This window comes from Bradyrhizobium sp. HKCCYLS1011 (assembly GCF_051167795.1).
Classification (GTDB): Bacteria; Pseudomonadota; Alphaproteobacteria; order Rhizobiales; family Xanthobacteraceae; genus Bradyrhizobium.
The window spans coordinates 186,376-209,546 of sequence record NZ_JBNPTT010000006.1 but is presented as its reverse complement, the minus strand read 5'-3'; the positions used below and the strand labels follow the sequence as shown (position 1 = coordinate 209,546).

Genomic DNA, 23,171 nt, shown 5'->3' with positions numbered 1-23,171 from the left:
AAGCCATGCCCGATTTCCCTGTTAGGCCTTGTCCTGAGCGGCGAAACGCAGGTGATCGGTCTTCAGTACGAGCGCCGTCGCGAGCTCATAATTTCCCCGCCAGTTGCTTGATCGCCGCCTTGATCGAGCCTTCGGCCTCGTCATATCCCTCCCATGCTTTTGTCCTGGCAAGCAGCGCCGGCACTGTGCGGACCGTGTAGCGCTTCGGATCAAGCCCGTTCTTCACCTGCGCCCAGGTCAGCGGCATTGATATGGTGGCGCCCTCGCGCGCGCGCGGTGACAATGGTGCCACCGCCGTCGACATCCGGTCGTTGCGCAGATAGTCGAGAAAGATCTTTCCCTTGCGCAGCCGCTTCGACATGTTGAGCAGATAGTCCGCCGGGCTGTCGTTGGCCATCCACTGGCAGATACCTTGCGCGAACGCTTTTGCTTCCGGCCACGTCACCTTGTCGCGCGCGCCATGACGCAAGGGCGTCACCACATGCAGGCCCTTGCCGCCGGTGGTCTTGCAGAAGCTTTCGAGCCCGACGCTCGTGAGCCGTTCGCGCATATCCCTTGCCGCCGCAATCACCTCCTCGAACGCGACGTTCGGCGCCGGATCGAGATCGAAAACCAGCCGCCCCGGCACATCATAGGCAAACGGCGCGCAGTTCCAGGGATGCAGCTCGACGGCGGCGACCTGCGCCACCGCCGCCAATCCTTCCACGCGATCGATCTCCAGATACGGCTTGCGATCACCGGAGACCTTGGCGAGCTCGAGCAGCTCCGAGGTGCCCTGCATCCCGTGGCGTTGGAAGAACCTCTCACCGTCGATTCCATCAGGAGCGCGCACGATCGAGCACGGGCGGCCCTTGAGGTGACCGATCATCCATTCGCCGACCGTTTCGAAATAGCGCGCGAGATCGAGCTTGGTGACCGGAGCGCCGTCGCCGCCATCCGGCCATAGCGCCTTGTCGGGCTTCGAGATGACAACGCCCATCACCTCAGCGTCGCGCTTCGGCTTCGACGGCGCCTTGAACACGGCCGTGCCGGCGCTCGTCGCGGTCGCGGCCGCACGTGCGACCGGCTGCCGGACCTTGGTCAGGACAGGCGCGTCGGCGACAACCTCCTTCGCCGGCTTGTCCTGGCGCAAGCCTTTGAACGAGGCCTGCCGCACATTGCCGCCGTCGGTCCATCCGGCAAACTCGATCTCGGCGACCAGGTCAGGCTTGAGCCAATGGATGTCGCGCGTCTTGCGCGGGGCATTCTCGCCGCTGAACGGGCTTTTGTTGGAGGCCGACGCTTCCAGCGCCGGCATGATCTGCTTGACCTTATCCTGGCCGAAGCCGGTGCCGACGACCCCGACATAGGCGAGATGATCGTCCTTGTTGACGCCGACCATCAGCGAGCGGAACTTGCCGTTCGTCGTCTTCCAGCCACCGATCACCACCTCATGGCCCGGTCGCGTTTTTGCCTTGGTCCAGCTCTCGCTCCGGCCGGAATGATAAGACGTATCAAGCCGCTTCGAGACGATCCCTTCCAGCTTCAGCTTGCGCGCAGACTCCAGCACGGTTTCGCCGTCGCTCTCGAAGTGCTCGACATAGCGAATATGCGGGTTCTTGCCCTTGATCGTCGCCTTCAACAATTTCTGCAGGCGCGCCTTGCGCTCGCGCAACGGCAGCCGACGCAGGTCGAGCCCTTCAGCAAACAGCAGGTCAAACGCGAAGTAGATCAGCTCGTCGGTCTTGCCATCGGAGAGCGCGGCCTGCAGCGCAGAGAAATTTGGATTACCTTCGCTGTCCAGGGCGACAACCTCACCATCGATGATCGCATCCGGCAGCTTTGATGCTTCCTCCGCGACGGCGCCGAACTTCGCAGTCCAGTCCAGCCCCTTGCGCGTTTTCAGGGTCGCCTCGCCGCCCTCAACCCTGATCTGCACGCGATAACCGTCAAACTTGATCTCATGGCCCCAGCCGTCGCCACCCGGCGGACGTTCGACCGAGGTGCAGAGTTCGGGCGCAACGAAGTCCGGCATCGCCGACACTTTCTTCGGCTCTGGGCTTTTTCGGGCCGCCGGTTTGGTCGCAGCCGGCTTGCGCGACCGTGCCTCATTCGCTTCGCCGCGGTTGGAGTGCCAGACGGCATCCGCGCTCACCGCGTTCGTCTTGGCCAGCATGAACGGCTTGGGCGCCCTGCCCTTGCCAACCGCGATCTGCTCCATGGTGCGCCCCGAGGCAACAGATTTGTCCTGCGCCAGGATATCGTTGGCCCCACCCTCGCGCGCGAATTCGTCGCGATGCTTGATCAGCAGCCAGTTGGTGCGCTTGCCGCCGGTGCGATCATGGCGCATCCGCACCAGCACCCAGCTGCCGTGCAGCTTCTTGCCTTGAAGCGTAAACTTCAGATCGCCCTTCTTGAAACCGCGTTCGGGATCGTCGCTGTCCCAATAGCCGCGGTCCCACAGCATCACGGTGCCGCCGCCATACTCGCCTTCCGGAATCGTGCCTTCGAAATCGCCATAGTCGAGCGGATGATCCTCGACCTCTACCGCAAGCCGCTTGTCATGCGGGTCGAGCGAGGGGCCCTTGGTCACGGCCCAGGACTTGAACACGCCGCCAAATTCGAGCCGGAGATCGTAGTGAAGGCGCGTCGCATCGTGCTTCTGGATCACGAAGCGCGGCCGCTCGGCTGCCGCGACCTTGGCGTCGCCCGAAGGCTCCGCGGTCTTGTCGAAATCCCGCTTTTTGCGGTAGGTGGAAAGCTTTTTCAGCGCCACGACCTTGATCCCACTGAAGCCAAGCGGCGCCAGCCTAACACGTCCGGGCCGCCACCCGGAACCAAAACCCCTGAGATCAGTTGGGGTTCCCAGACCTTCATGCCAAGCAGCCGGGAGTTATGGGATGGCGCCGCGTGCCTATTGGAAAGGGACACTCAAGCTGTCGCTGGTCAGCTGCCCGGTCGTGCTCTATCCGGCTGCGACGTCCACCGAGAAAACCCGCTTCCACCTGATCAATCGCGAGACCGGCAACCGGCTCAAGCAGCAGATGGTTGACTCTGAAACCGGCGACATCGTCGAGGGCCAGCAGAAGGGGCGCGGCTACGAGCTGTCCAAGGGGCAATATGTCGAGATCGAGCCGGAGGAGCTCGAGGCTGTCCAGATCGAGAGCAACCATACCATCGATATCGATAGCTTCGTGCCCCGCGACGAGATCGATCAACGATACCTGAACCACCCGTATTACATCGCGCCGGACGGCAAGGCTGCGCTCGATGCGTTCGCCGTGATCAGGGATGCCATGAAGGATCAGGACCGCGTCGCGCTGGCGCGCATCGTGCTGACCCACCGCGAGCACATCATTGCGATCGAGCCGCTCGGCAAGGGCATGCTCGGCACCACGCTGCGCTTTCCGTATGAGCTGCGCGACGAGAGCGAGTTCTTCGACGACATCAAGGCACCCAAGATCACCAAGGACATGGTCGAGCTCGCGGGCCATATCCTTCAGACAAAGGCAGCGCATTTCGATCCCGCGACCTTCAAGGACGAATACGAGACCGCGCTGAAGACCTTGGTGAAGCGCAAGGCCGCCGGCAAGCCGGTCAAGCTGCCCGAGCCCGAGGAGCGGCCAAGCAACGTGATCAACCTGATGGATGCGCTCAAGCAGAGCCTGAAGGCCAAGCGGACCACGAAGCCGTCGCGCGCCTCGGCCCGCCGGCCTCGCACCCAACGCCGCTCCGCCAAGAAGACGCACCGTTTGGCGGCGCGACAGCGGAAGGCGGGGTAGTGTCATTGACACCGTTGAACGCCCCTGAGAGTCTGTCATCGCGACCGGAGCGCCGTGTCCGCTCCAGCCCGAAGGACGACGGCGGAAGCAATCCAACGTGGTTGCGGGAAGATCTGGGTTGCTTGGTCGCTTCACCCCTCGCAATGACGGTGGATGGCCGGGACCTCGCCCGGCCATAACGGTGCGGTAGCTCAGCTCTTCTTCGATGCCCGTTTCTTTGTCGACTTCCTGCTGGACTTCTTTGCGGATTTCTTCGACGACGCCCGGGCGCTCTTCTTTTTCGGCACCTTCTGTCCCGCCCGGCGCGCTTCCGACAGACCGATCGCGATCGCCTGTTTGCGGCTCTTGACCTTGCGCCCAGAACGGCCGCTCTTCAACGTCCCGGCCTTCCGCTTCTTCATTGCGCGTCCGACTTTCGCGGATGCGCCCTTGGAATATTTGCGTGCTGCGCGTGCCATGAAAATAGTCTCCTGTGGCACCAAAGCAATGACGACGCGCGCAGAAGGTTCCCGACAACCTCGGTTGAGCTCGCATCGGCGAACCTAATCCGGCGCACGCAGGCGATAACCGATGCCGGTTTCGGTGAGCACATAGTGTGGGCGTTCGGGGTCCTCCTCGATCTTCTGCCGCAACTGGCGGACATAGACGCGCAAATATTGCGCGTCGGTCAGCTCGTCCCACAATTCCTTCAGCAGGAAGCGATGGGTCAGCACCTTGCCGGCATGCTGAACCAGCACGCGCAACAGTTCATACTCCTTCGGTGACAGCTTGACCTCGCGCTCGCCGACCTTGACGATGCGGCGCACCAGGTCGACCGAGAGATCGCCGGTGCGAAACACCGGGCGCTCGCCCTTCACCTGCAGCTGATGCCTCAGCGCCGCACGCAGACGCGCAAGCAGCTCGTCCATCCCGAAGGGTTTTGTGACGTAGTCGTCGGCGCCGAGGTCGAGCGCCTGCACTTTCCCGGCTTCGTCGCCGCGGCTCGACAGCACCACGATTGGCACGGCGTCGTTACGCGCGCGAACCGTCCGCAGCAGTTCGTGGCCGTCGATATCGGGCAGGCCGAGGTCGAGAATGATCAGCGCCGGCTCTTGCGCGAGCAGTTCGAGCGCTTTCTTCCCATTCGGAGCCTCCAGGATCTCATAACCCTGCGTGCTCAAACCCATGCGCAAGAGCTTGCGGATCGGCGGCTCATCGTCGATGACGAGCACCTTGATGGGGGCCCCGGTCATGCCGCGGTATCCAATGATTTGGATTGTAAAGGGATAGGCAATCGGATGGTCAGCACCGCGCCGCTGCGGTCGTTGCGGTTGCCGGCCCAGATCTGGCCGTGCATCGCCTCGATGAAGCCGCGCGAGATCGCGAGCCCGAGGCCAGTGCCGGGTCGCACATGGTCGCCCTTCTGCACCCGGTAGAACTTGTCGAACACATGCTCGACCTCGCCCGGCGGGATGCCCTCGCCCTCGTCGCAGACGTCGAGCACCACGCTCTGACCGTCGCGCCGCGACCGGATCGCGATCAGCGTGTCCGGTGGCGAATATTTCGCCGCATTGTCCAACACATTGAAAAGCACCTGCTCGAACAGCACGGCGTCGAGCTCGAGCATCGGCAGATCGGCGGCGAGCTCGAGCGAGATCTTGTGGCGCGCCAGGATCTTGCTGGCGCGGCGCAATGCGCTGCCGATGATCTCGCCGATGTCGTGCGGTGCCGTGTTCGGGACGATCGCGCCGGATTCGAGTTTGGTCATGTCGAGCAGATTGGCGATGAAGCGATTGAGGCGCTCGGATTCGTCGATCACGGTCGCGAGCAGATCCAGCTTTTCCTTCTCGCTCAATCCGGCCGCAAGATCACGCATGGTCGAGGCGGCACCCAGCACCGAGGCCAGCGGCGTCTTCAGATCATGCGAGATCGAGGTCAACAGCGCCGAGCGCAGCCGGTCCTGCTCCATCGCCCGTTTGACCTTGTCCATATCCTCGACCAGAAGCACGCGCTCGATGGCGAGCGCGCCCTGGTCGACCAGCGCATCGAGCAGGCGACGCTGGTCCGGCGTCAACAAAGGTCCGGTGCGGTCGTCGTCGATGCCGATGACGCCGATCGATCCGCGGCCGGTGCGCATCGGCAGGAACAGTCGCTTGGCACCGGGCAGCGTATCCGAGCCGCGGCCGGCGGCGCGGTCATTGCTCCACGCCCAGCTCGCCGCGGCGAGGTCGGCATCGTCGAGCTGATCTTCCGGCGGATAGCCGGCCATCACCGTCAGCTTGCCGTTCTGCGGCAGCAGCAGCACGACGCGCACCTTGAGCATCAACGCCGCCTGATAGGCGGTGGCCCACAACACGTCATCGAGCGTCGCAGTGCCCGCGAGCTTGCGGCTGAACGCATAGAGCTGCTCGGTGGTCCGGATGCGACCAATCGCGGAATCCGCCTGCACGCGCACCCGCGATGCGAGATTGGAGACCAGGATCGCGATCAGCATGAAGAAGAAGAACGCCGCGATGTTGGTCGGATCGGTGATGGTGAAGGTGTAGATCGGCGGCAGAAAGAAGAAATTGTAGCAGAGCGAGGCGAGCACGCTCGCCAGCAGCGACGGCCACAGGCCGTAACGCGCGGCAACGCCAACCACCGCGGTGAGAAAGACAAGATCGACATTCTCGACGCCGAACCAGGGTTGGATCAATTCCGCGATCCCAAGGCCGAGCGCCGTGATCAGCACCGCCGTCAAATAGGGGCGCGGCTGGAACGGCTCGCTCCGCGCGCGGGTCTGCACCGAGCTGTTTGCATTGGGCGGCGGCTCGTCGCCGGCGATCACATGGACGCTGATATTGCCGGCGCGCCGCACCAGATCGTGCACCACTGAGCCTCTCATGATCTCGAAGAGGCGCGAGCGGTTGGACTTGCCGATCACGATCTGGGTGACGTTGTTGGCCTGGGCAAAGCTGATGAGATCGTCGGCGATATGACGGCCGCCGGCGGGAATCGCCAGCGCCTCGCCGCCAAGCGACTCGGCCAGCCGCAGCGTATCCGCCAGCCGGTCGCGCTCGGCATCGGTGAGCTGCAGGCTGCGACGCGTTTCGATGGTGATCGCGGTCCACGGAGCATGGACGCGGTCAGCCAATCGCTTGGTGTAGCGTACCAGACCGGCAGCACGCGGGTCCTCGCTGACACAGACCAGAATGCGCTCGCCGGCCGCCCACGGGCCGGCAATGGCATTGGCCTGCATGTGCGTGAGCAGCTGCTCGTCGACCCGCTCGGCGGTCCGGCGCAGCGCCAACTCGCGCAGCGCCGTCAGATTGCCCGGCGAGAAATAATGCTCCAGCGCGCGCTCGGCCTGCTTGGGGACATAGACCTTGCCCTCCTTGAGCCGCTGGATCAGGTCATCGGGCGTGAGATCGATCAGCTCGATCGCGTCCGCCCGGTCGAAGATCGAGTCCGGCACCGTCTCGCGCACCCGCACATGAGTGATCTGGGCGACGACGTCGTTGAGGCTCTCGATATGTTGGATGTTGACGGCGGTGTAGACATCGATGCCATGCGACAAGAGCTCCTCGACATCGAGGTAGCGCTTGGGATGGCGGCTGCCGGGGACGTTGGTGTGAGCCAGCTCGTCGACCAGCGCGAGCTTCGGTCGGCGCGCGATGACGGCATCGAGGTCCATCTCCTCCAGGACCTGGTCCTTGTAGGTGATGCGCTTGCGCGGGACCACCTCCAGCCCGCGGACCAGCGCCTCGGTCTCAGCGCGGCCATGGGTCTCGACGAACCCGACCACCACGTCGATGCCCGCCCTCAGCCGGGCCTGCGCGCTCGAGAGCATCTCATAGGTCTTGCCCACGCCGGGCGCGGCACCGACGAAGATCTTCAGGTGCCCGGCAGGACTATCCGCCCGCCGGGCAGCCTCGAGCAGGGCTTCCGGCGAGGGACGTTGATCAGAATCGCGGCGTTGACTGGCCATAATGCATTATAGATAAGCGGCCCGTCGCGCCAAGCCTAGCGCTCGGGGCGCGCTTTCCGTTCAGCAGCTTTACTTGCCCGTCGCGGTATCGAGAGCCAGGTTGAGTGCGAGCACATTGACGCGCGGCTCACCAAGCAGACCGATCAGGCGGCCTTCGGTGTTCTGCGTCACCAGGGCGCGGACCTTGTCCTCCGGCAGATTGCGCGCCTTTGCCACCCGCGGCACCTGGAAGAGCGCGGCCTCCGGCGAGATGTCCGGGTCCAGCCCGCTCGCGGACGTGGTGACGAGATCGACCGGCACGGCTTGCGACGGGTTCTCCGCCTTCAGCTTCTCGACATCGTCCTTGACGCGGTCCGCCAACGCCTTGCTGGTCGGACCGAGATTGGAGCCGCCGGAATTGGCCGCGTTGTACGGCGCAGACACCGTCTTGGTCGAATCGTTCGGATCCGGCGCCGTGGTCGCCGAGGGGCGGCCGTGGAAATATTTGTCGTCCTTGAACTCCTGCCCGATCAGGCTGGAGCCGATCACCTGGCCGTTGCGCGTCACCAGGCTGCCGGCCGCCTGCGCTGGAAAGATCGCGCCGGCGATGCCGGTCATCGCCAGCGGATAGATCAGTCCGGTGATCAGGGTCAGCGCCACCAGGACAAAGATGGCGGGACGGATTTCTCTGAGCATTGTGGTGTCTCCATTTATTCCGTCATTGCGAGCGAAGCGAAGCGATCCAATCCACCTGCTTCGTCATTCCGGGGCGATGCACAGCATCGAACCCGGAATGACGGTGGACGTGTTGATTGCTTCGCTCGTCATGACGATTGTCGTTTAAGCCAAGTGCAAGGCGGTCACGATGAGGTCGATCGCCTTGATGCCGATGAAGGGAATGATGATGCCCCCTAAGCCATAGACCATCAGGTTGCGCCTGAGCAGCGCGCCGGCGCCGATGGCGCGATAGGCGACGCCTTTCAGCGCCAGCGGGATCAGCGCGATGATGATCAGCGCGTTGAAGATGATCGCCGACAGGATCGCGCTCTGCGGGCTCGCCAAGTGCATGATGTTGAGCACGTTGAGCTGCGGATAGAAGGCGAGGAACATGGCGGGGATGATCGCGAAATACTTCGCGACGTCGTTGGCGATCGAAAACGTCGTCAGCGCACCACGCGTCATCAACAGCTGCTTGCCGATCTCGACCACCTCGATCAGCTTGGTCGGGTTGGAGTCGAGATCGACCATGTTGCCGGCTTCGCGCGCGGCCTGCGTGCCGGTGTTCATGGCGACGCCGACATCGGCCTGCGCCAGCGCCGGCGCGTCGTTGGTGCCGTCGCCGCACATCGCCACCAGCTTGCCCTTGGCCTGCTCGTCACGGATCAGCTTGAGCTTGTCCTCGGGCGTGGCCTGAGCCAGGAAATCGTCGACCCCCGCCTCGGCCGCAATCGCCGCCGCGGTCATCGGGTTATCGCCGGTGATCATGATGGTGCGGATGCCCATCCGACGCAGTTCGGCAAAGCGCTCGCGAATGCCGCCTTTGACGATATCCTTGAGCTGCACGATGCCGAGCAGCCGGCCATCCTTGGCCACCGCCAGCGGCGTACCGCCGGTCTTGGCAACCTCGTCGGCAATCGCGCGGACCTCGCGCGCAACATCGCTTTCTGCGGGCTGAATGGCGCGTACTGTGTTGCCGGACGCAAGCTGCGCTGCACCGCCGCCGATGTAGTTCAGGATCGCGTCGACCGCGCCCTTGCGCACCGAGGAGCCGCCGGCATCGACGCCGCTCATCCGGGTCTGCGCCGTGAATGGAACGAAGGTGGCGCCGAGCTCGGCCATGTCGCGACCGCGAATGCCATACTTCTCCTTGGCCAGCACCACGATCGAGCGCCCCTCCGGGGTCTCGTCGGCGAGCGAGGCGAGCTGGGCAGCATCTGCCAGCTCCTGCTCGCCCACGCCGCGCACGGGACGGAAGGCTGTGGCCTGCCGGTTGCCGAGCGTGATGGTGCCGGTCTTGTCGAGCAGCAGCGTGTCGACGTCACCGGCGGCCTCCACCGCGCGGCCTGACATCGCCAGCACGTTGAAGCGCACCAGGCGGTCCATGCCGGCGATGCCGATCGCCGACAACAGCGCGCCGATCGTGGTGGGAATCAAGGTCACGAACAGCGCGACCAGCACGATCACCGAGATCGAGCCGCCGGCATAGGCGGCGTAGCTCGGGATCGTCACGGTGGCGAACACGAAGATGATCGTCAGGCCCGCCAGCAGGATGTTGAGCGCGATCTCGTTCGGCGTCTTCTGCCGCTCGGCGCCCTCGACCAGCCTGATCATGCGGTCGATGAAGGTCGAACCTTGCGCCGCCGTGATCTTCACCCGGATCCAGTCGGACAACACCTGCGTGCCGCCGGTGACGGCCGAACGGTCACCGCCGGATTCGCGGATCACGGGGGCCGACTCACCGGTGATGGCGGCCTCGTTCACGGAGGCGACACCCTCGATCACCTCGCCATCGGACGGAATGACGTCGCCGGCTTCGACCAGCACGATATCACCGACCTTGAGGCTGGTGCCCGGCACCATCCGATAGCTGCGGTCGTTTCCAGTCAGGAGCTTGGCCTGGCTCTCGGTGCGGGTCTTGCGCAGCGAGTCCGCCTGCGCCTTGCCGCGGCCTTCCGCGACGGCTTCGGCGAAGTTCGCGAACAGCACCGTGAACCAGAGCCAGAGGATGATCTGGAAGGTGAAGCCGAGATTGGCGCCGCCGGTGACGAGATCGCGCAGGAAGATGACGGTGGTCAGTGCTGCGACGACCTCGACCACGAACATCACGGGGTTCTTGATCATCAGCCGCGGATCGAGCTTGACGCAAGCGGCCTTGATGGCGGGCAGCACGATCTTTGGGTCGAGCATCGTCGACATCGTCGTGCGTTTTTGCAGTTTCATGGTTTCCATGGAGATCACTCCGAATGACGACGGTTCAGAACGTGGCGCCGGAGATCATCGCGAGATGCTCGACGATCGGTCCGAGCGCCAGTGCCGGGAAGAAGGTGAGGCCGCCGACGATCAAGATGACGCCGACGACGAGGCCGACGAACAGGCCGCCCGTGGTCGGGAATGTGCCCATCGACGGCGGGATCGACTTCTTCTGCGCGAGCGAGCCGGCAATCGCCATGGCAGGCACGATCATCAGGAAGCGTCCGACGAACATCGCGGAGGCGAGCGTCAGGTTGTAGAAGAAGGTGTTGCCGCTCAGACCCGCGAAAGCGGAGCCGTTGTTGCCCGTGGCCGACGTGTAGGCGTAGAGCACCTCGGTAAAGCCGTGCGGGCCGGCATTGGCCATCGATGCGACCGCTGACGGCAGCACCACCGCAACCGCGGTCCATCCCAGCATCATCAGCGGCAGGATCAGGATCGCCAGCATGGCCATCTTGACCTCGCGTGCCTCGATCTTCTTGCCGACATATTCCGGCGTGCGGCCGACCATCAGCCCGGCGACGAAAATCGCGAGCACCACGAACAGCAGCATGCCGTACATGCCGGAGCCAACACCGCCGACGATGATTTCGCCCAGCTCGATATTGATCAGCGGGATCATGCCGCCGAGCGCGGTGAAGCTGTCATGCATGGCATTGACCGCGCCGCAGGATGCCGCGGTCGTGATCACGGCGAACAGCGAGGACGCGACGATGCCGAAGCGAACCTCCTTGCCTTCCATGTTGCCGCCGGTCAGGCCCAGCGCATTGAGCGTGGTGGTCCCGCTGGCCTCGGCCCAATAGGTCACGACCACGCCGGCGAGGAACAGCACGCCCATCACGGCGAGGATCGCCCAGCCCTGGCGCTGGTTGCCCACCATGCGGCCGAAGACATTGGTGAGCGCTGCGCCGAGCACGAAGATCGAAATCATCTGCACGAAATTCGACAGCGCGGTCGGGTTCTCGAACGGATGCGCCGCATTGGCGTTGAAAAAGCCGCCGCCATTGGTGCCCAGCATCTTGATCGCGACCTGGGAAGCGACCGGGCCGACCGCGATGGTCTGCTTGGCGCCCTCCAGCGTCGTCGCCTCGACATAATCGCCCAGCGTCTGCGGCATGCCCTGCCAGACCAGGAACAGCGTGTAGACGATGCAGATCGGCAGCAGCACATAGAGCGTGCAACGGGTGATATCGACCCAGAAATTGCCGACCGTGCGCGCAGACGCTCGCGCGAAGCCGCGGATGAGCGCGATCGCCAGCACGATGCCGGTTGCCGCCGAAAGAAAGTTTTGGTGGGTCAGGCCGACCATCTGCGTCAGGTAAGAGAGCGTGCTTTCGCCGCCGTAGTTCTGCCAATTGGTGTTGGTGATGAAGCTAATGGCGGTGTTGAACGACAAATCTTCCGCGACGGCTGACTGGCCCGCGGGGTTGAACGGCAGGATCGCCTGCAGCCGCATCACGCCGTAGATGATCAGGAAGCCGCCGACATGAAACAGCAGCATGGCGACCGTGTAGGTCAGCCAATGCTGCTCGCGCCGCTCGTCGACGCCGCCGGCCCAATAGATCGCGGACTCGATCGGGCGCAACACCGGGGAAAGAAACGTCCGCTCGCCCGAAAAGACGCGGGTCATGTACCAGCCGAGCGGTTTTGTGAGCGCGACAATGATCGCGCAGTAAAGAAGGATCTGGATCCAGCCGATTGCGGTCATGGGAGTTCTCTTTGAGATACGCTGAAAAGCCCGGCGGTCAGAACCGCTCGGGCCGCAGCAGCGCATAGGTGAGGTAGATCAGAAGGCCGACCGAGACGGCGGCGGCGAGCGAATAGTCGAAGATCATGTGCGCCTCCTCTTAGAGCCGCTCGCAGGCGTAGGTGTAGCCGATCGCCACTGCGAAGAGGCCGGCGGCAAGCGCCAGCATCAGAATGTCCAGCATGGTTTGCTCCAGGTCGTGCGCGAGAATAGGCCGCGCACAAAGCTGCCCCGGTCCGGATGAGCAGAATTGCGATGGATCAATCACGGTGGCTCTTCTGCTGCCTGGATCCGTGGCCTGGAAGTGCCATTTCGGCCATAGATTTTCGAGACGACGCCCGCGGCGAACTTATAGGAATCTCATAAAGACGGACCGCACTGCCGACCTGGGGGACACGCACGAGACACAATTCCGCTCTCTCGCGACGCACGAGGCGTCCGAGCTTTTGCGTCTTCGTAACCCTCTTGAGGCAGAGGGCGCAGGGAATGCCGGGTATCCACTGATACCCATGGCCCGCCTGCAGAAAAAAAGCAGGCAGCAGTCACCACAGGTCCAGCCGATCACCGGCATTCCCTGCGCAGTGGTTTTAACGCTTATACGTGATCTCCCCGGTGCGCCGGGCTTTCTGGCCACCGCTTTGCGCATGGTGCGTTCGCACCAGCGCGGCATCAGCGTCGGGATGCCAGGACCACACGATTTCACGTCCGCAACGCCTGCGCTCGTCGTGCGCAAGCGATCGCGGCCACCGCATCCTGCCTCCACGTTCGTGACGACGCGTACGCCCCTCCGACGAAGCAGGACGAGCAGACCATAGCATAATTTCTGAAAAAACGAAATACTTTTCTTGCACGAAGGCTGAACACGCCGATCGGCTTGAAAGCGCGTGGGAAATCGACTTTTCGGCGCACGCCGGCGTCAGAGGCGTCTCGTGCCTATGCCGCGCTTATTTCTCCCGACCCGCGCCCATCTCGTTTCTTTACGGCCCTTTCGCCATGTTGGCTGATGCAGTCCAAAGGCTGCAGCAATATGACCCAAGGGACAAACGTCATGTCGCTCACGACCTCATATCACGCATTTGCCGGACGCGACGATGTCGCCGCAACGACGTCGGCCGTCATGGCTGAGATCCTCGGCAGTTCCAGACGGGAGTCTCCGGTGCTGGAGCGCGGCTACCGCAGAGCGCGGATCGAGGAGCTCATGGGCTCCGGGGCGCGGATCGATGCCGCGCTCGAGCTCGTCGCGCTCGAATTGCCGCAGTGGCAGCTGCGGCGGCTCGCCTACGACGGCGGTGAATGGCATTGCGCGCTGTCCCGCATGCGCGAACTGCCCGACTGGCTCGATCGCTCGGTCGAGGGCCGGCACGCCGACCTCGTCCTTGCGATCCTCGAGGCCTGTATGGAAGCCCGCGAATACAGCGAGGTGAGGAGCGCCCCGCATGTGCCGCTTGTCAAAGCAGCCGCGGCGACGACGCCGTTCTGCTGTGACAACTTCGCCTGAGCGGCCGGGGGAAGAGGCAGTGGTGCCGTTTGCAGAGACACCGACCGAGCTTTCGCCGCTGCGGGTCATGGCACGCTTCGTCGTGCGGACGTCCATCCTGTTGGTCTTCGCCTCGTTCGGCACGATCGGCTTCGGCCGCAGCCTCGCCGCGCTGCTGTGGATGACGATCATCCTGTGCGCGGTGCTGGGGACGATCCGCCGCGAGCGCGTCTTCACCGCGGGCCTCAATCATTGGGACGAGATGGTCGCCTATACGGCGCTTTATTGCGGCGTCATGGCGCTCAATCAGCTCGCCACGTCCTGAGCGCAAGGCATTTACGCGGCGCTTATGACGTCGAGCGTCTCGCCGCCTCGAATTCCTATCCGCTCCCCTCGATATTCATCAACGACAGCGACGTCGCCTCGCAGGAGATCCGCGCGCTGTAACTGAAAGGACCACGTCCGTGAAACTCGTCGAACCTCCGTCGTGCAATCAATCCACTGCCGCCCTCGTCTTCGTCGGCAGGAACAGAAGCGGCCAATGGGTCGCCCAGGAACAGAACGGCCTCTATGGCGGCCTGTTCGTCAGCCGCGCGGCGGCGATGAAATATGCGCTGTTCGAGAACGGCCATCATCCGGAGACCATCGTCGAACTGTCCCGTGCGATCGAGCTCGACACCGAAGGCCGGCTTGCGCCGGTCGGCATCCTGTTCGGCGCCGGCAAGCGGCCTGTGGCATGACCTCGCAAATCGCGGCCTATCGCTGGGGCGGCGCTCCCGCCAGATGGCTCGCAGGCACCATTCCCGACATCCCAACGCCGTTCGACCCCGATGGTGCGGTCGATCTCGCCGCTCTTGGCGAGCTCTGCGAGCGGCAGATCGAGGCTGGCGCGCTGGCAGTGGTCGTCTGCGATATCGTCGGCGAAACCGCCACGCTCACGCCTGCGGAACGTGACGCGATCATCCGCATGGCGGTCGAGGTGTCGCGCAAACGAATCCACGTGATCGCCGGCGCCGGCTCGAATTCCACCCGCCAGGCGGTGGAGAACACCAAGCAGGCGGCCGCCGCCGGTGCCGATGCGATCCTCTCGGTTGTGCCTTACTACAACAAGCCGATGCAGGACGGGGTCTTTGCGCATTTCCGCGCCGTTGCCGAGGCGACAGCGCTACCGATCATCCTGCATGATTGTCCGGCGCGGACCGCGCGCGGCTTGTCCGACGACACGCTGGCCCGGCTCGCACAGTCCGCTCAGTTCGTCGGCTTGCGCGACAGCACCGGCGACATTGCGCGCACGGCATCCTTGCGTGCGCGGTTGCCGGCCGGCTTCCGGCTCCTGTCCGGCGATGATGCGACCGCCTTGCCCTTTATCGCCGCAGGCGGCGACGGTTGCTTCTCTCAGATGATGAACGTCGCGCCGGAGCTGTGCAGTGCGATGTTTGCATATGGCCAGCGGGCGCGCTGGCGCGCTGCGCGACGGCTATACCGTCAGATGCTGCCGCTGATCGAGCTCCTGGCCCGCGAGACGCCCGCAGCGCTCAAATACGCTCTGAGTTTAGATGGCATGGTACGTGCGGATGTCCGGCTGCCGCTGGTCGAGCTGGACCCGTTCGCTCAGACGGCCGTGGCGGATGCCCTCAGCCTGCTCCCGCCACACGATGCGATCGTCCCGGCCAGCCATAAGTTGCGCGCGCAAGCCTGAGCCAGAGACGCAATCGCGATACGCGGATGTCAGGCGCTAGCCTGTTCAGAAGTCCCATTTGTCGCCAAGAACGAGCGGTAGCTGCGGCTGCCGCTTGACCTCAGGCGCGGCAATGGAAGCTCTACGGGATATCAATTCATCGCGCAGCTGCCGGAGCCTTGCCGCGGCGATCGCCGCGCGGATTTTCTTGAAGGTGACGCGGAGCCTGCGAGTGGCCCGCGCAAGCGGCGCCGCTCCATCTTTGCCAAAGCCGCGCCCGGCGCTCCGATGCAGATCGATCGACATCATGACCACTCTCCTGATCCCGGCGCAGGTCAGCGTGCCGGCAGACAGGAAAGATGGACGTCACCGTCGTAGGAATGCGAGACGGCCTCCAGCCGCCTTGCATAGGAAAACCATAAGTGCCGCGTGCAGCGGCCCTCCTTATTCCGCGGCTGCCGTGCGGAGCTCGGCGCGTTCGACCTTGACCGCGCAGAACTTGAACTCCGGGATCTTGCCGAACGGATCGAGCGCGGGATTGGTCAGGAGATTGGCGGCGGCTTCCGCGTAGCAGAACGGCATGAACACCATGTTCTCCGGCACGTCGCGGTCGGAGCGCACCTTGACCTCGACCGCGCCGCGGCGGGTCTGCAGCCGGATGAAATCGCCCGGCACCACCTGCAGGCGCCGCATGTCCTTCGGCGACATGAAGGCCACCGCCTCCGGCTCGATCTGGTCGAGCACGTTCGAGCGGCGGGTCATCGATCCCGTGTGCCAATGCTCGAGCACGCGGCCTGTCGACAGCACCATCGGATATTCATCGTCCGGCAGCTCGTCCGGCGGGATGATATGCGCAGGCACGATCTTGCCGCGGCCGCTCTCGGTCGGAAAACCGGTGGTGAAGATGATCTCGTTGCCGGGCTTATCGGGATCGTCGACCGGGTAGGTCACCGCGCCCTCACGCACCAGCCGCTCCCAAGTGATGTTCTTGAGCGACGGCATCACCTCGGTCATCTCGGCGAACACGTCGGCCGGCCCGTTGTAGTTCCAGGGCAGGCCCATGCGCTTGCCGATCTCCTGGATGATCCAGAGATCCTGCTTGGCGTCGCCCGGCGGCTTGATCACCTCGCGCGCGAGCTGCACACGACGGTCGGTGTTGGTGAAGGTGCCGGACTTCTCGGCGAAGGCCGAGGCCGGCAGGATCACGTCAGCGTGGAACGCGGTCTCGGTGACGAACAGGTCCTGCACCACCAGGTGATCCAGCATCGCCAGCGCCTCGCGCGCGTGCTGCAGATCGGGATCGGACATCGCGGGATTCTCGCCCTCGATATACATGCCATGGATTTCGCCGGCATGGATCGCGTTCATGATCTCGACCACGGTGAGCCCGCGCTCTGGATCGAGCTGCTGCTGCCAGAGCTCTTCGAACTTGCCGCGCAGGTCGACGCGGCCGACCGGCTGATAGTCCGGCAGGAACATCGGAATCAGGCCGGCGTCGGAGGCGCCCTGCACGTTGTTCTGGCCACGCAACGGATGCAGCCCGGTGCCGGGACGGCCGACCTGGCCGGTGATCAGCGCCAGCGCGATCAGGCAGCGCGCGTTGTCGGTGCCGTGGACATGCTGGCTGATGCCCATACCCCAGAAGATGATCGAGGCTTTCGCGCGCGCATACATGCGCGCAACCTCGCGCAGGGTCTCGGCCGGGATGCCGCAGATCGGTGCCATCTTCTCCGGCGTGAACTCCTGGATCTTCTGCTTCAGATCGTCGAAGCCTTCGGTGTAGCCGGCGATGTATTGCTCGTCGGTCAGGCCCTCGGTGATGATGGTGTTGATCATCGCGTTCAGCATCGCGACATCACTGCCGGGCTTGAAAGCGAGGTGCTTATAGGCGTGGCGCGACAGCGTCTGCCGGCGCGGATCCATCACGATCAGCTTGGCGCCCTGCTTGGTCGCGTTCTTGATGAAGGTCGCCGCGACCGGATGGTTCACGGTCGGGTTGGCGCCGATCACGATGATGACCTCGGCATCCAGCGCCGCTGAGAACGGCGCCGACACCGCGCCCGACGCCAGGCCTTCGAACAGTGCCGCGACCGAGGAGGCATGGCACAGCCGGGTGCAGTGATCGACATTGTTGGAGCCGAACCCGGTGCGCACCAGCTTCTGGAACAGATAGGCCTCCTCGTTGGAGCCCTTGGCCGAGCCAAAGCCGGCCAGCGCCTTCGCTCCCTTCTCATCGCGGATCTTGACCAGACCGCGTGCCGCGATGTCGAGTGCCTCGTCCCAGCTCGCCTCGCGGAAATGCGTGAACGGATTGGCCGGGTCGACCTGGTCGTTGGCATCCTTCTTCGCGTTCGGCATCCGTACCAGCGGCTTGGTCAAGCGATGCGGATGGTGGATGTAGTCGAAGCCGAAGCGGCCCTTGACGCACAGCCGGTTGTGATTGGCCGGGCCGTCGCGCCCTTCCGCATAGATCACCTGCTCGTCCTTGACCTGGTAGGTGACCTGGCAGCCGACGCCGCAGAACGGACACAGCGAGTCGACCTTTCGGTCGGCATAGGTGACGCGGGTCTGCTTGTCATCGAGCATCACGGCCGGCATCAGCGCGCCGGTCGGGCAGGCCTGCACGCATTCGCCACAGGCGACGCAGGTGGATTCGCCCATCGGATCGTCGAAGTCAAATACGATCTTGGCGTCGGCATTGCGATAGGCCATGCCGATGACGTCGTTGACCTGCACCTCGCGGCAGGCGCGCACGCACAGGCCGCACTGGATGCAGGCATCGAGATTGACGCGCATCGCCGGATGGCTGGCATCGGTCTGCCAGCGCTCCGCGCCCGGGAAGCGGCTCTCGGTGACGCCGGTCTTCTCGGCCCAATGCCAGAACTTGGAGTCCGGATCATGCGAGGTCTCGCGCGCCGGCTGGTCGGCGACCAGGAGCTCCATCACCATCTTCTGCGCAGCGACGGCGCGGCTGCTCTCCGTCTTTACCTTCATGCCGACGGTCGGCGTCCGCTTGCAGGAGGCCGCAAGCACGCGTTCGCCCTCGATCTCGACCATGCAGGCGCGGCAGTTGCCGTCGGGGCGATAGTCCGGCGCCGGCGAATAGCAGAGGTGCGGGATCTCCTTGCCCTGCCGCTGCGCCACCTGCCAGATCGTCTCGCCGGCAGCGGCTTCGACATTGACGCCATCGAGCTCGAACTTGATCACAGTCATTCGGCTGCGTCCTTGAATTCGTCGGGGAAGTATTTGATCACGGATGTCAGCGGGTTCGAGGCCGCCTGGCCGAGCCCGCAGATCGAGGCATCGCGCATCGCCTGGCTCAATTCGTCGAGCAAAGCCCGGTTCCAGACCGGCTCTCGCATCAAGAGCGCCGCCTTCTGCGTGCCGACCCGGCACGGCGTGCACTGCCCACAGCTCTCATCCTCGAAGAACTTCATCAGGTTCAGCGCGGCGGCGCGCACGCTGTCCTCTTGCGACAGGATGATCACCGCGGCCGAGCCGATGAAGCAGCCGTATTTCTCCAGCGTGCCGAAATCGAGCGGAATGTCGTCCATCGACGCCGGCAGGATGCCGCCGGAGGCACCACCGGGCAGATAAGCGTAGAGGGTGTGGCCGTCGGCCATGCCGCCGCAGAACTCGTCAATCAGTTCGCGCACGGTGACGCCGGACGGTCCCAGCTTGACGCCGGGCTCCTTGACGCGCCCCGATACCGAATAGCTGCGCAGCCCGTTGCGGCCGTTACGGCCCTGGCTGGTCCACCATCCGGCGCCCTTCTCGATGAGGTCGCGCACCCACCACAGGGTCTCGACATTGTTGATCAGGGTCGGCAGGCCGAACAGGCCGACCTGGAACGGATAAGGCGGCTTGTGCCTGGGCAGGCCGCGCTTGCCCTCGATGCTCTCCAATAGCGAGGACTCCTCGCCGCAGATATAAGCGCCGGCACCGCGCCGCAGATGCAGCACCGGACCGCCCGGCGGCAGCTTGGCAATTTCGCGCGCCAGAATCTCGCGCGCCGCCGGATATTCGTCGCGGATGTAGATGTAGACCTCGCCGGCCTCGACGACATGGGCGCCGATCAGTGTCCCCTCGAGGAAGCGATGCGGGTCGCTGTTCAGATAGTGGCGGTCCTTGAAGGTGCCGGGCTCGCCCTCGTCGCCATTGACCGCCATCAGCCGCGGCCCGGGCTCGCCGAGCACCGCGCGCCATTTGCGCCCGGTCGGGAAACCGGCACCGCCGAGGCCACGCAGGCTGGCGTCGTCCAGTGCCTTCAGAATGTCGTCACGGCTGATGCGTCCGGCACGCAGATCATTGAGCAGCCTGTAGCCGCCGCCGGCGACATAGGCATCGTAGTCGATATAGTCAGGAATGTGCGGATGGCTGTCGCCACGGCCAGCGGTCGCCAGCACCTCCGCCGGCGTCGCCTGATGCACAAAGTGATGGCCGACCTCGGCCACCGGCGCGCAATCGCACAAGCCGACGCAGGGCGCGCGCACGACCCGGATACCAGGGCCGGCCTGGGCCTGCAGATCGCTCAGCAGCTGCTCGCCGCCCATCATGGCGCAGCTCAGCGAATCGCAGACGCGAACCGTCAGCGGCGGCAGGTCCGGCTCCCCTTCCTTCACCACATCGAAATGCGCATAGAAGGTCGCGGTCTCGAACACCTCGGCAAAGGACAGCTTCATCTCATCGGCCAGGGCGGCCAGATGCGCCGCCGAGATCTGATGATAGGTGTCCTGGATCAGGTGCAGATGCTCGATCAGGAGGTCGCGCCGCCGTGGCCGATCACCCAGCAGTTCCGCGATCTCATGCGCCGCGGTCGGATCGACTTGGCGGCCCTTCGGCGTCGCCTTGGCGCGGCGCCGGCCCTCGCCAGGATGGTCGAAGGCTCGAACCTTATGCACGTCATGAACCATAAGCGCTTCATTCCCTTTGATCTTTAGACCCACTCTAATCTCTGGCATGCCAGAGGCAAGTGGAACTCACGACATGACCAAGTCAGCAACCAAGTCGCGGAAATGAAGGGAACCGGTTTCCGAAGCGCGGTATGACTCAGCCTTTGCTCATGCAGTCCGAGATGTAGAACCAGCGATCGTCACCGATGAGACCCTTGGCCTTGACCTCTTTGCGGCAGGCCTTGAGCTTCGGTTTGTTGGCGCTCCATTGCGCCTTCATTTCCTTTAGCCTCTGCACCGTCAGCTTCATCCGCGACGGTTTTGCGCCCTCGGTCGACGCCGGAGCAGCCGGCGTCCCTGTCTGCGCGATGGCGGCAGGGAGCTGGCCTGCGACCAGCACCAAGGCAACACAACAAATCCAGATTCGAGACATTTCAATCCCCCAAATTGATTGATCAACAATAGTAAAAACGACATTGCGGGACGCGCCGAACCGGCGCGCCCCGCAATTGATAGCGCAACGCGATCAGAAAATCTTGACCGCGCCTTCCAGGGTTTTCAGCGTGCCCCAGAGTAGCGGCACACCGACGAAGGCCCAGAACAAAGCCGCCTTGAGATCAAGGCCGCCCTTGCCGATGCCGAACGAGCCGTGCTGGATCGAAGCTTCGCTCTTGGCGGTCTCCGACTGATAGCGGGCAACCTCCTCCGGGCTCATGTTCCACTTGTGGTCGACCGGCTTGATCAGGAAATTGCAGACCAGCCCGGCGGCCAGCATGGCGCACAGGATATACATCGTGCTGTTGTAGAGCTGGTCGCGCGGCACGCCGGCGGCCAGCTGGAACTCACGGATGTAGTTCACGACCACCGGGCCGATGATGCCGGCGGTCGACCACGCCGTCAGGAGCCGGCCGTGGATGGCGCCGACGAAGAGCGTTCCGAACATGTCGGCCAGATAGGCCGGCACCGTCGCGAAGCCGCCGCCATACATCGAGAGGATGATGCTGAAGGCCAGCACGAACAACAGCTTCGAGCCGACCACGGCAAAGGTCGGCGCCGCCGCGTACAGAACGATGCCGATCAGGAAGAAGCAGTAGTAGGTGTTCTTGCGGCCGATATGGTCCGACAGCGACGCCCAGAAGAACCGGCCGCCGATGTTGAACAGCGACAACAGACCGGCAAAGCCGGCTGCGATTCCGGCGATGGTCGCCTTCTGCGCGGTGTCGAGCTGATTGAAACCGACATCAGGCAACCCGATCAGCTTGCCGGCGAAGATCTCCTGCAGCATCGGCGAGGCCATGCCGATCACGCCGATGCCGGCGGAGACGTTCAGACACAGCACCCACCAGATCAGCCAGAATTGCGGCGTCTTGTGCGCGTTGCGCAGATGCACATGGTGCTCGGAGATCATCGCCTTCTTGGTGGTCGGCGGCGTCCAGCCGTCCGGCTGCCAGCCGGTGGGGACGACGCGATAGGCGAAAGCGCCGATCATCATGAAGATGAAGTAGACCAAACCCATGGTGACGAAGGTCTGCCAGACGCCGACTTCGGCCGCGGATTTGTAGCCCGCGAAAGCTGACAGGCTCGGCCCGGTGAACTTCACAGCTCCAAAGTCGAAGCTGAAGAAGTTGCCGCCATTCATGAGAATGTTGGCCAGGGGCGCGCCGATCATGGCGCCACCGCCAAATCCCATGATGGCCATGCCGGTCGCCATGCCGCGCCGGTCCGGGAACCATTTCACGAGGGTGGACACCGGCGAAATGTAGCCAAGGCCAAGCCCGATGCCGCCGATCACGCCGGCCCCAAGCCACATGATCCAGAGCTGGTGCACATAGACGCCCAATGCGCCGATCAGCAGGCCGCCTCCCCAGCAGCATGCAGCGACGGCGCCCGCCTTGCGCGGACCGACTCGCTCGAGCCAACCGCCCCAGATCGCAGCGGAGACGCCGAGCAGCACGAAGAACAGCGTGAACATCCACCCCAGGCTGGCGACCTTCCAGTCACACGTCGTGGTGAAAAGCTCCTCGACCAGCGACATGTCCGGGCAGGCCTTGGTCTGGGTGATGCCGATCGAGCGCGACAACGGCAACCAGAACACAGAGAAGCCATAGGCCATGCCAATGCACAAATGGATGCATAGCGCCGCCGGAGGCACTAACCAACGATTGAACCCGGCCTTGGCGACGGTGTGCTCGCGGTCAAAAATTCCCGCGGTTTCGCCGACCATGGTTCCAGCACTCTCAACACTCGCCATCCAAACCTCCCCTACATGCGCCCGTCCCAAGGCTCTGCATCATCTTCGGTCCCCTTGATCAGAATCAACGCGATCAGTCGCGCCGTCACGTATTGCTCCACCACGACGATTTCGCGATGCACAAGGGCCGGACGTCGGCTTTGACACGCATAACACCCCTGCCGACGTCTTATGCCGCTTGCCATCATTGCGTCGGGGCTTGCTAACCCCCCTCGATTCCACGACGGGCATGGCTGATCCTCCGCAACCTCTGCGGAGAAATCATGATTGGTGCAGAAGCTTCCGACAATGTCGAGCGAAAACGCGAGCCTTGTGGGAAACAGCGTGCATTCGTCGCATCGCAGCAACAAACATGGCTGATTGTTACTACGTGCCGCGCGCATATCATTAGTTCGCCACTAGCGGCTGCAAGCAACGGCTGCGGCGGATTGACGCTCTACATTCGAATCTCCGATCGCACTATCAAGATT

General features: G+C 63.9%; 19 protein-coding genes. 6 read left to right on the top strand and 13 right to left on the bottom strand.

What is annotated here, in order from left to right:
- Window positions 1–85: 85 nt before the first annotated feature.
- A complete protein-coding gene (gene ligD, locus ACQR1W_RS21485; protein ID WP_434852666.1) occupies window positions 86–2,755 on the bottom strand; it encodes a DNA ligase D in 2,670 nt (889 codons plus the stop codon).
- Between the two features lie 124 nt (window positions 2,756–2,879).
- Here ligD and ACQR1W_RS21480 point away from each other — a divergent pair, with 124 nt between their 5' ends.
- Window positions 2,880–3,761 (top strand): Ku protein, encoded by an 882-nt coding sequence (locus tag ACQR1W_RS21480; RefSeq protein WP_434852665.1) that lies wholly within the window; start codon window positions 2,880–2,882, stop codon window positions 3,759–3,761.
- Window positions 3,762–3,914: 153 nt separating this feature from the next.
- On the top strand, window positions 3,915–4,307 hold the full coding sequence (locus ACQR1W_RS21475; protein WP_434852664.1) for a hypothetical protein: 393 nt from the start codon (window positions 3,915–3,917) through the stop codon (window positions 4,305–4,307).
- Here ACQR1W_RS21475 and ACQR1W_RS21470 read toward each other — a convergent pair.
- The 7 genes from ACQR1W_RS21470 to ACQR1W_RS21440 form a co-directional block, all read right to left on the bottom strand.
- Window positions 4,304–4,993, bottom strand: coding sequence for a response regulator (locus ACQR1W_RS21470; protein WP_434852663.1), 690 nt, complete (start codon window positions 4,991–4,993; stop codon window positions 4,304–4,306). The two genes, ACQR1W_RS21475 and ACQR1W_RS21470, sit on opposite strands and share 4 nt — an antisense overlap.
- Window positions 4,990–7,707: a DUF4118 domain-containing protein gene (locus tag ACQR1W_RS21465; protein ID WP_434852662.1), complete on the bottom strand. Its 2,718-nt coding sequence runs from the start codon at window positions 7,705–7,707 to the stop codon at window positions 4,990–4,992. Before ACQR1W_RS21465 ends, ACQR1W_RS21470 begins: the two co-directional genes overlap by 4 nt.
- Window positions 7,708–7,776: 69 nt before the next feature.
- Window positions 7,777–8,382: a K(+)-transporting ATPase subunit C gene (locus ACQR1W_RS21460; protein ID WP_434852661.1), complete on the bottom strand. Its 606-nt coding sequence runs from the start codon at window positions 8,380–8,382 to the stop codon at window positions 7,777–7,779.
- A gap of 144 nt (window positions 8,383–8,526) precedes the next feature.
- Window positions 8,527–10,635, bottom strand: coding sequence for a potassium-transporting ATPase subunit KdpB (gene kdpB / locus ACQR1W_RS21455; protein ID WP_434852660.1), 2,109 nt, complete (start codon window positions 10,633–10,635; stop codon window positions 8,527–8,529).
- Between the two features lie 25 nt (window positions 10,636–10,660).
- Complete coding sequence (kdpA, locus tag ACQR1W_RS21450) at window positions 10,661–12,364, bottom strand: potassium-transporting ATPase subunit KdpA (protein ID WP_434852659.1); 1,704 nt, start codon at window positions 12,362–12,364, stop codon at window positions 10,661–10,663.
- Window positions 12,365–12,401: 37 nt separating this feature from the next.
- Window positions 12,402–12,491, bottom strand: a complete 90-nt coding sequence (locus ACQR1W_RS21445; RefSeq protein ID WP_008974092.1) for a K(+)-transporting ATPase subunit F — start codon at window positions 12,489–12,491, stop codon at window positions 12,402–12,404.
- A gap of 12 nt (window positions 12,492–12,503) precedes the next feature.
- Complete coding sequence (locus ACQR1W_RS21440; protein ID WP_434852658.1) at window positions 12,504–12,671, bottom strand: hypothetical protein; 168 nt, start codon at window positions 12,669–12,671, stop codon at window positions 12,504–12,506.
- A gap of 849 nt (window positions 12,672–13,520) precedes the next feature.
- Between ACQR1W_RS21440 and ACQR1W_RS21435 the strand changes: the two genes are divergently transcribed.
- From ACQR1W_RS21435 to dapA, 4 genes are all read left to right on the top strand, one after another.
- Complete coding sequence (locus ACQR1W_RS21435) at window positions 13,521–13,901, top strand: hypothetical protein (protein ID WP_434852657.1); 381 nt, start codon at window positions 13,521–13,523, stop codon at window positions 13,899–13,901.
- Between the two features lie 19 nt (window positions 13,902–13,920).
- A complete protein-coding gene (locus ACQR1W_RS21430; protein ID WP_434852656.1) occupies window positions 13,921–14,205 on the top strand; it encodes a hypothetical protein in 285 nt (94 codons plus the stop codon).
- Between the two features lie 139 nt (window positions 14,206–14,344).
- Window positions 14,345–14,620, top strand: a complete 276-nt coding sequence (locus ACQR1W_RS21425; RefSeq protein WP_434852655.1) for a hypothetical protein — start codon at window positions 14,345–14,347, stop codon at window positions 14,618–14,620.
- Window positions 14,617–15,579 (top strand): 4-hydroxy-tetrahydrodipicolinate synthase, encoded by a 963-nt coding sequence (gene dapA, locus ACQR1W_RS21420; protein ID WP_434852654.1) that lies wholly within the window; start codon window positions 14,617–14,619, stop codon window positions 15,577–15,579. The genes ACQR1W_RS21425 and dapA overlap by 4 nt, the downstream gene beginning before the upstream one ends.
- A 45-nt stretch (window positions 15,580–15,624) precedes the next feature.
- Here the strand turns inward: dapA and ACQR1W_RS21415 are convergent, their stop codons facing one another.
- The 5 genes from ACQR1W_RS21415 to ACQR1W_RS21395 all read right to left on the bottom strand — a co-directional run bounded on the left by ACQR1W_RS21415 (window position 15,625) and on the right by ACQR1W_RS21395 (window position 22,701).
- Window positions 15,625–15,867: a hypothetical protein gene (locus ACQR1W_RS21415; protein ID WP_434852653.1), complete on the bottom strand. Its 243-nt coding sequence runs from the start codon at window positions 15,865–15,867 to the stop codon at window positions 15,625–15,627.
- 135 nt (window positions 15,868–16,002) lie between these two features.
- Entirely contained in the window at window positions 16,003–18,771 is a 2,769-nt protein-coding gene (gene fdhF / locus ACQR1W_RS21410) for a formate dehydrogenase subunit alpha (protein ID WP_434852652.1), read from the bottom strand.
- Window positions 18,768–20,471, bottom strand: a complete 1,704-nt coding sequence (locus ACQR1W_RS21405) for an NADH-ubiquinone oxidoreductase-F iron-sulfur binding region domain-containing protein (RefSeq protein WP_434852651.1) — start codon at window positions 20,469–20,471, stop codon at window positions 18,768–18,770. The genes fdhF and ACQR1W_RS21405 overlap by 4 nt, the downstream gene beginning before the upstream one ends.
- Before the next feature lie 136 nt (window positions 20,472–20,607).
- Window positions 20,608–20,883, bottom strand: coding sequence for a hypothetical protein (locus ACQR1W_RS21400; RefSeq protein WP_434852650.1), 276 nt, complete (start codon window positions 20,881–20,883; stop codon window positions 20,608–20,610).
- A gap of 93 nt (window positions 20,884–20,976) precedes the next feature.
- Complete coding sequence (locus ACQR1W_RS21395) at window positions 20,977–22,701, bottom strand: OFA family MFS transporter (protein WP_434852649.1); 1,725 nt, start codon at window positions 22,699–22,701, stop codon at window positions 20,977–20,979.
- Between the last annotated feature and the right edge of the window lie 470 nt (window positions 22,702–23,171).

Excerpts from the sequence above, each read along its gene's own strand:
- ACQR1W_RS21480 (WP_434852665.1), top strand. The coding sequence starts at position 2,880 with ATGGCGCCGCGTGCCTATTGGAAAGGGACACTCAAGCTGTCGCTGGTC.
- ACQR1W_RS21475 (WP_434852664.1), top strand. The coding sequence starts at position 3,915 with ATGGCCGGGACCTCGCCCGGCCATAACGGTGCGGTAGCTCAGCTCTTC.
- ACQR1W_RS21470 (WP_434852663.1), bottom strand. The coding sequence starts at position 4,993 with ATGACCGGGGCCCCCATCAAGGTGCTCGTCATCGACGATGAGCCGCCG.
- ACQR1W_RS21465 (WP_434852662.1), bottom strand. The coding sequence starts at position 7,707 with ATGGCCAGTCAACGCCGCGATTCTGATCAACGTCCCTCGCCGGAAGCC.
- ACQR1W_RS21460 (WP_434852661.1), bottom strand. The coding sequence starts at position 8,382 with ATGCTCAGAGAAATCCGTCCCGCCATCTTTGTCCTGGTGGCGCTGACC.
- kdpB (WP_434852660.1), bottom strand. The coding sequence starts at position 10,635 with ATGGAAACCATGAAACTGCAAAAACGCACGACGATGTCGACGATGCTC.
- kdpA (WP_434852659.1), bottom strand. The coding sequence starts at position 12,364 with ATGACCGCAATCGGCTGGATCCAGATCCTTCTTTACTGCGCGATCATT.
- ACQR1W_RS21445 (WP_008974092.1), bottom strand. The coding sequence starts at position 12,491 with ATGATCTTCGACTATTCGCTCGCCGCCGCCGTCTCGGTCGGCCTTCTG.
- ACQR1W_RS21435 (WP_434852657.1), top strand. The coding sequence starts at position 13,521 with ATGGCTGAGATCCTCGGCAGTTCCAGACGGGAGTCTCCGGTGCTGGAG.
- dapA (WP_434852654.1), top strand. The coding sequence starts at position 14,617 with ATGACCTCGCAAATCGCGGCCTATCGCTGGGGCGGCGCTCCCGCCAGA.
- ACQR1W_RS21415 (WP_434852653.1), bottom strand. The coding sequence starts at position 15,867 with ATGATGTCGATCGATCTGCATCGGAGCGCCGGGCGCGGCTTTGGCAAA.
- fdhF (WP_434852652.1), bottom strand. The coding sequence starts at position 18,771 with ATGACTGTGATCAAGTTCGAGCTCGATGGCGTCAATGTCGAAGCCGCT.
- ACQR1W_RS21405 (WP_434852651.1), bottom strand. The coding sequence starts at position 20,471 with ATGGTTCATGACGTGCATAAGGTTCGAGCCTTCGACCATCCTGGCGAG.
- ACQR1W_RS21400 (WP_434852650.1), bottom strand. The coding sequence starts at position 20,883 with ATGTCTCGAATCTGGATTTGTTGTGTTGCCTTGGTGCTGGTCGCAGGC.
- ACQR1W_RS21395 (WP_434852649.1), bottom strand. The coding sequence starts at position 22,701 with ATGGCGAGTGTTGAGAGTGCTGGAACCATGGTCGGCGAAACCGCGGGA.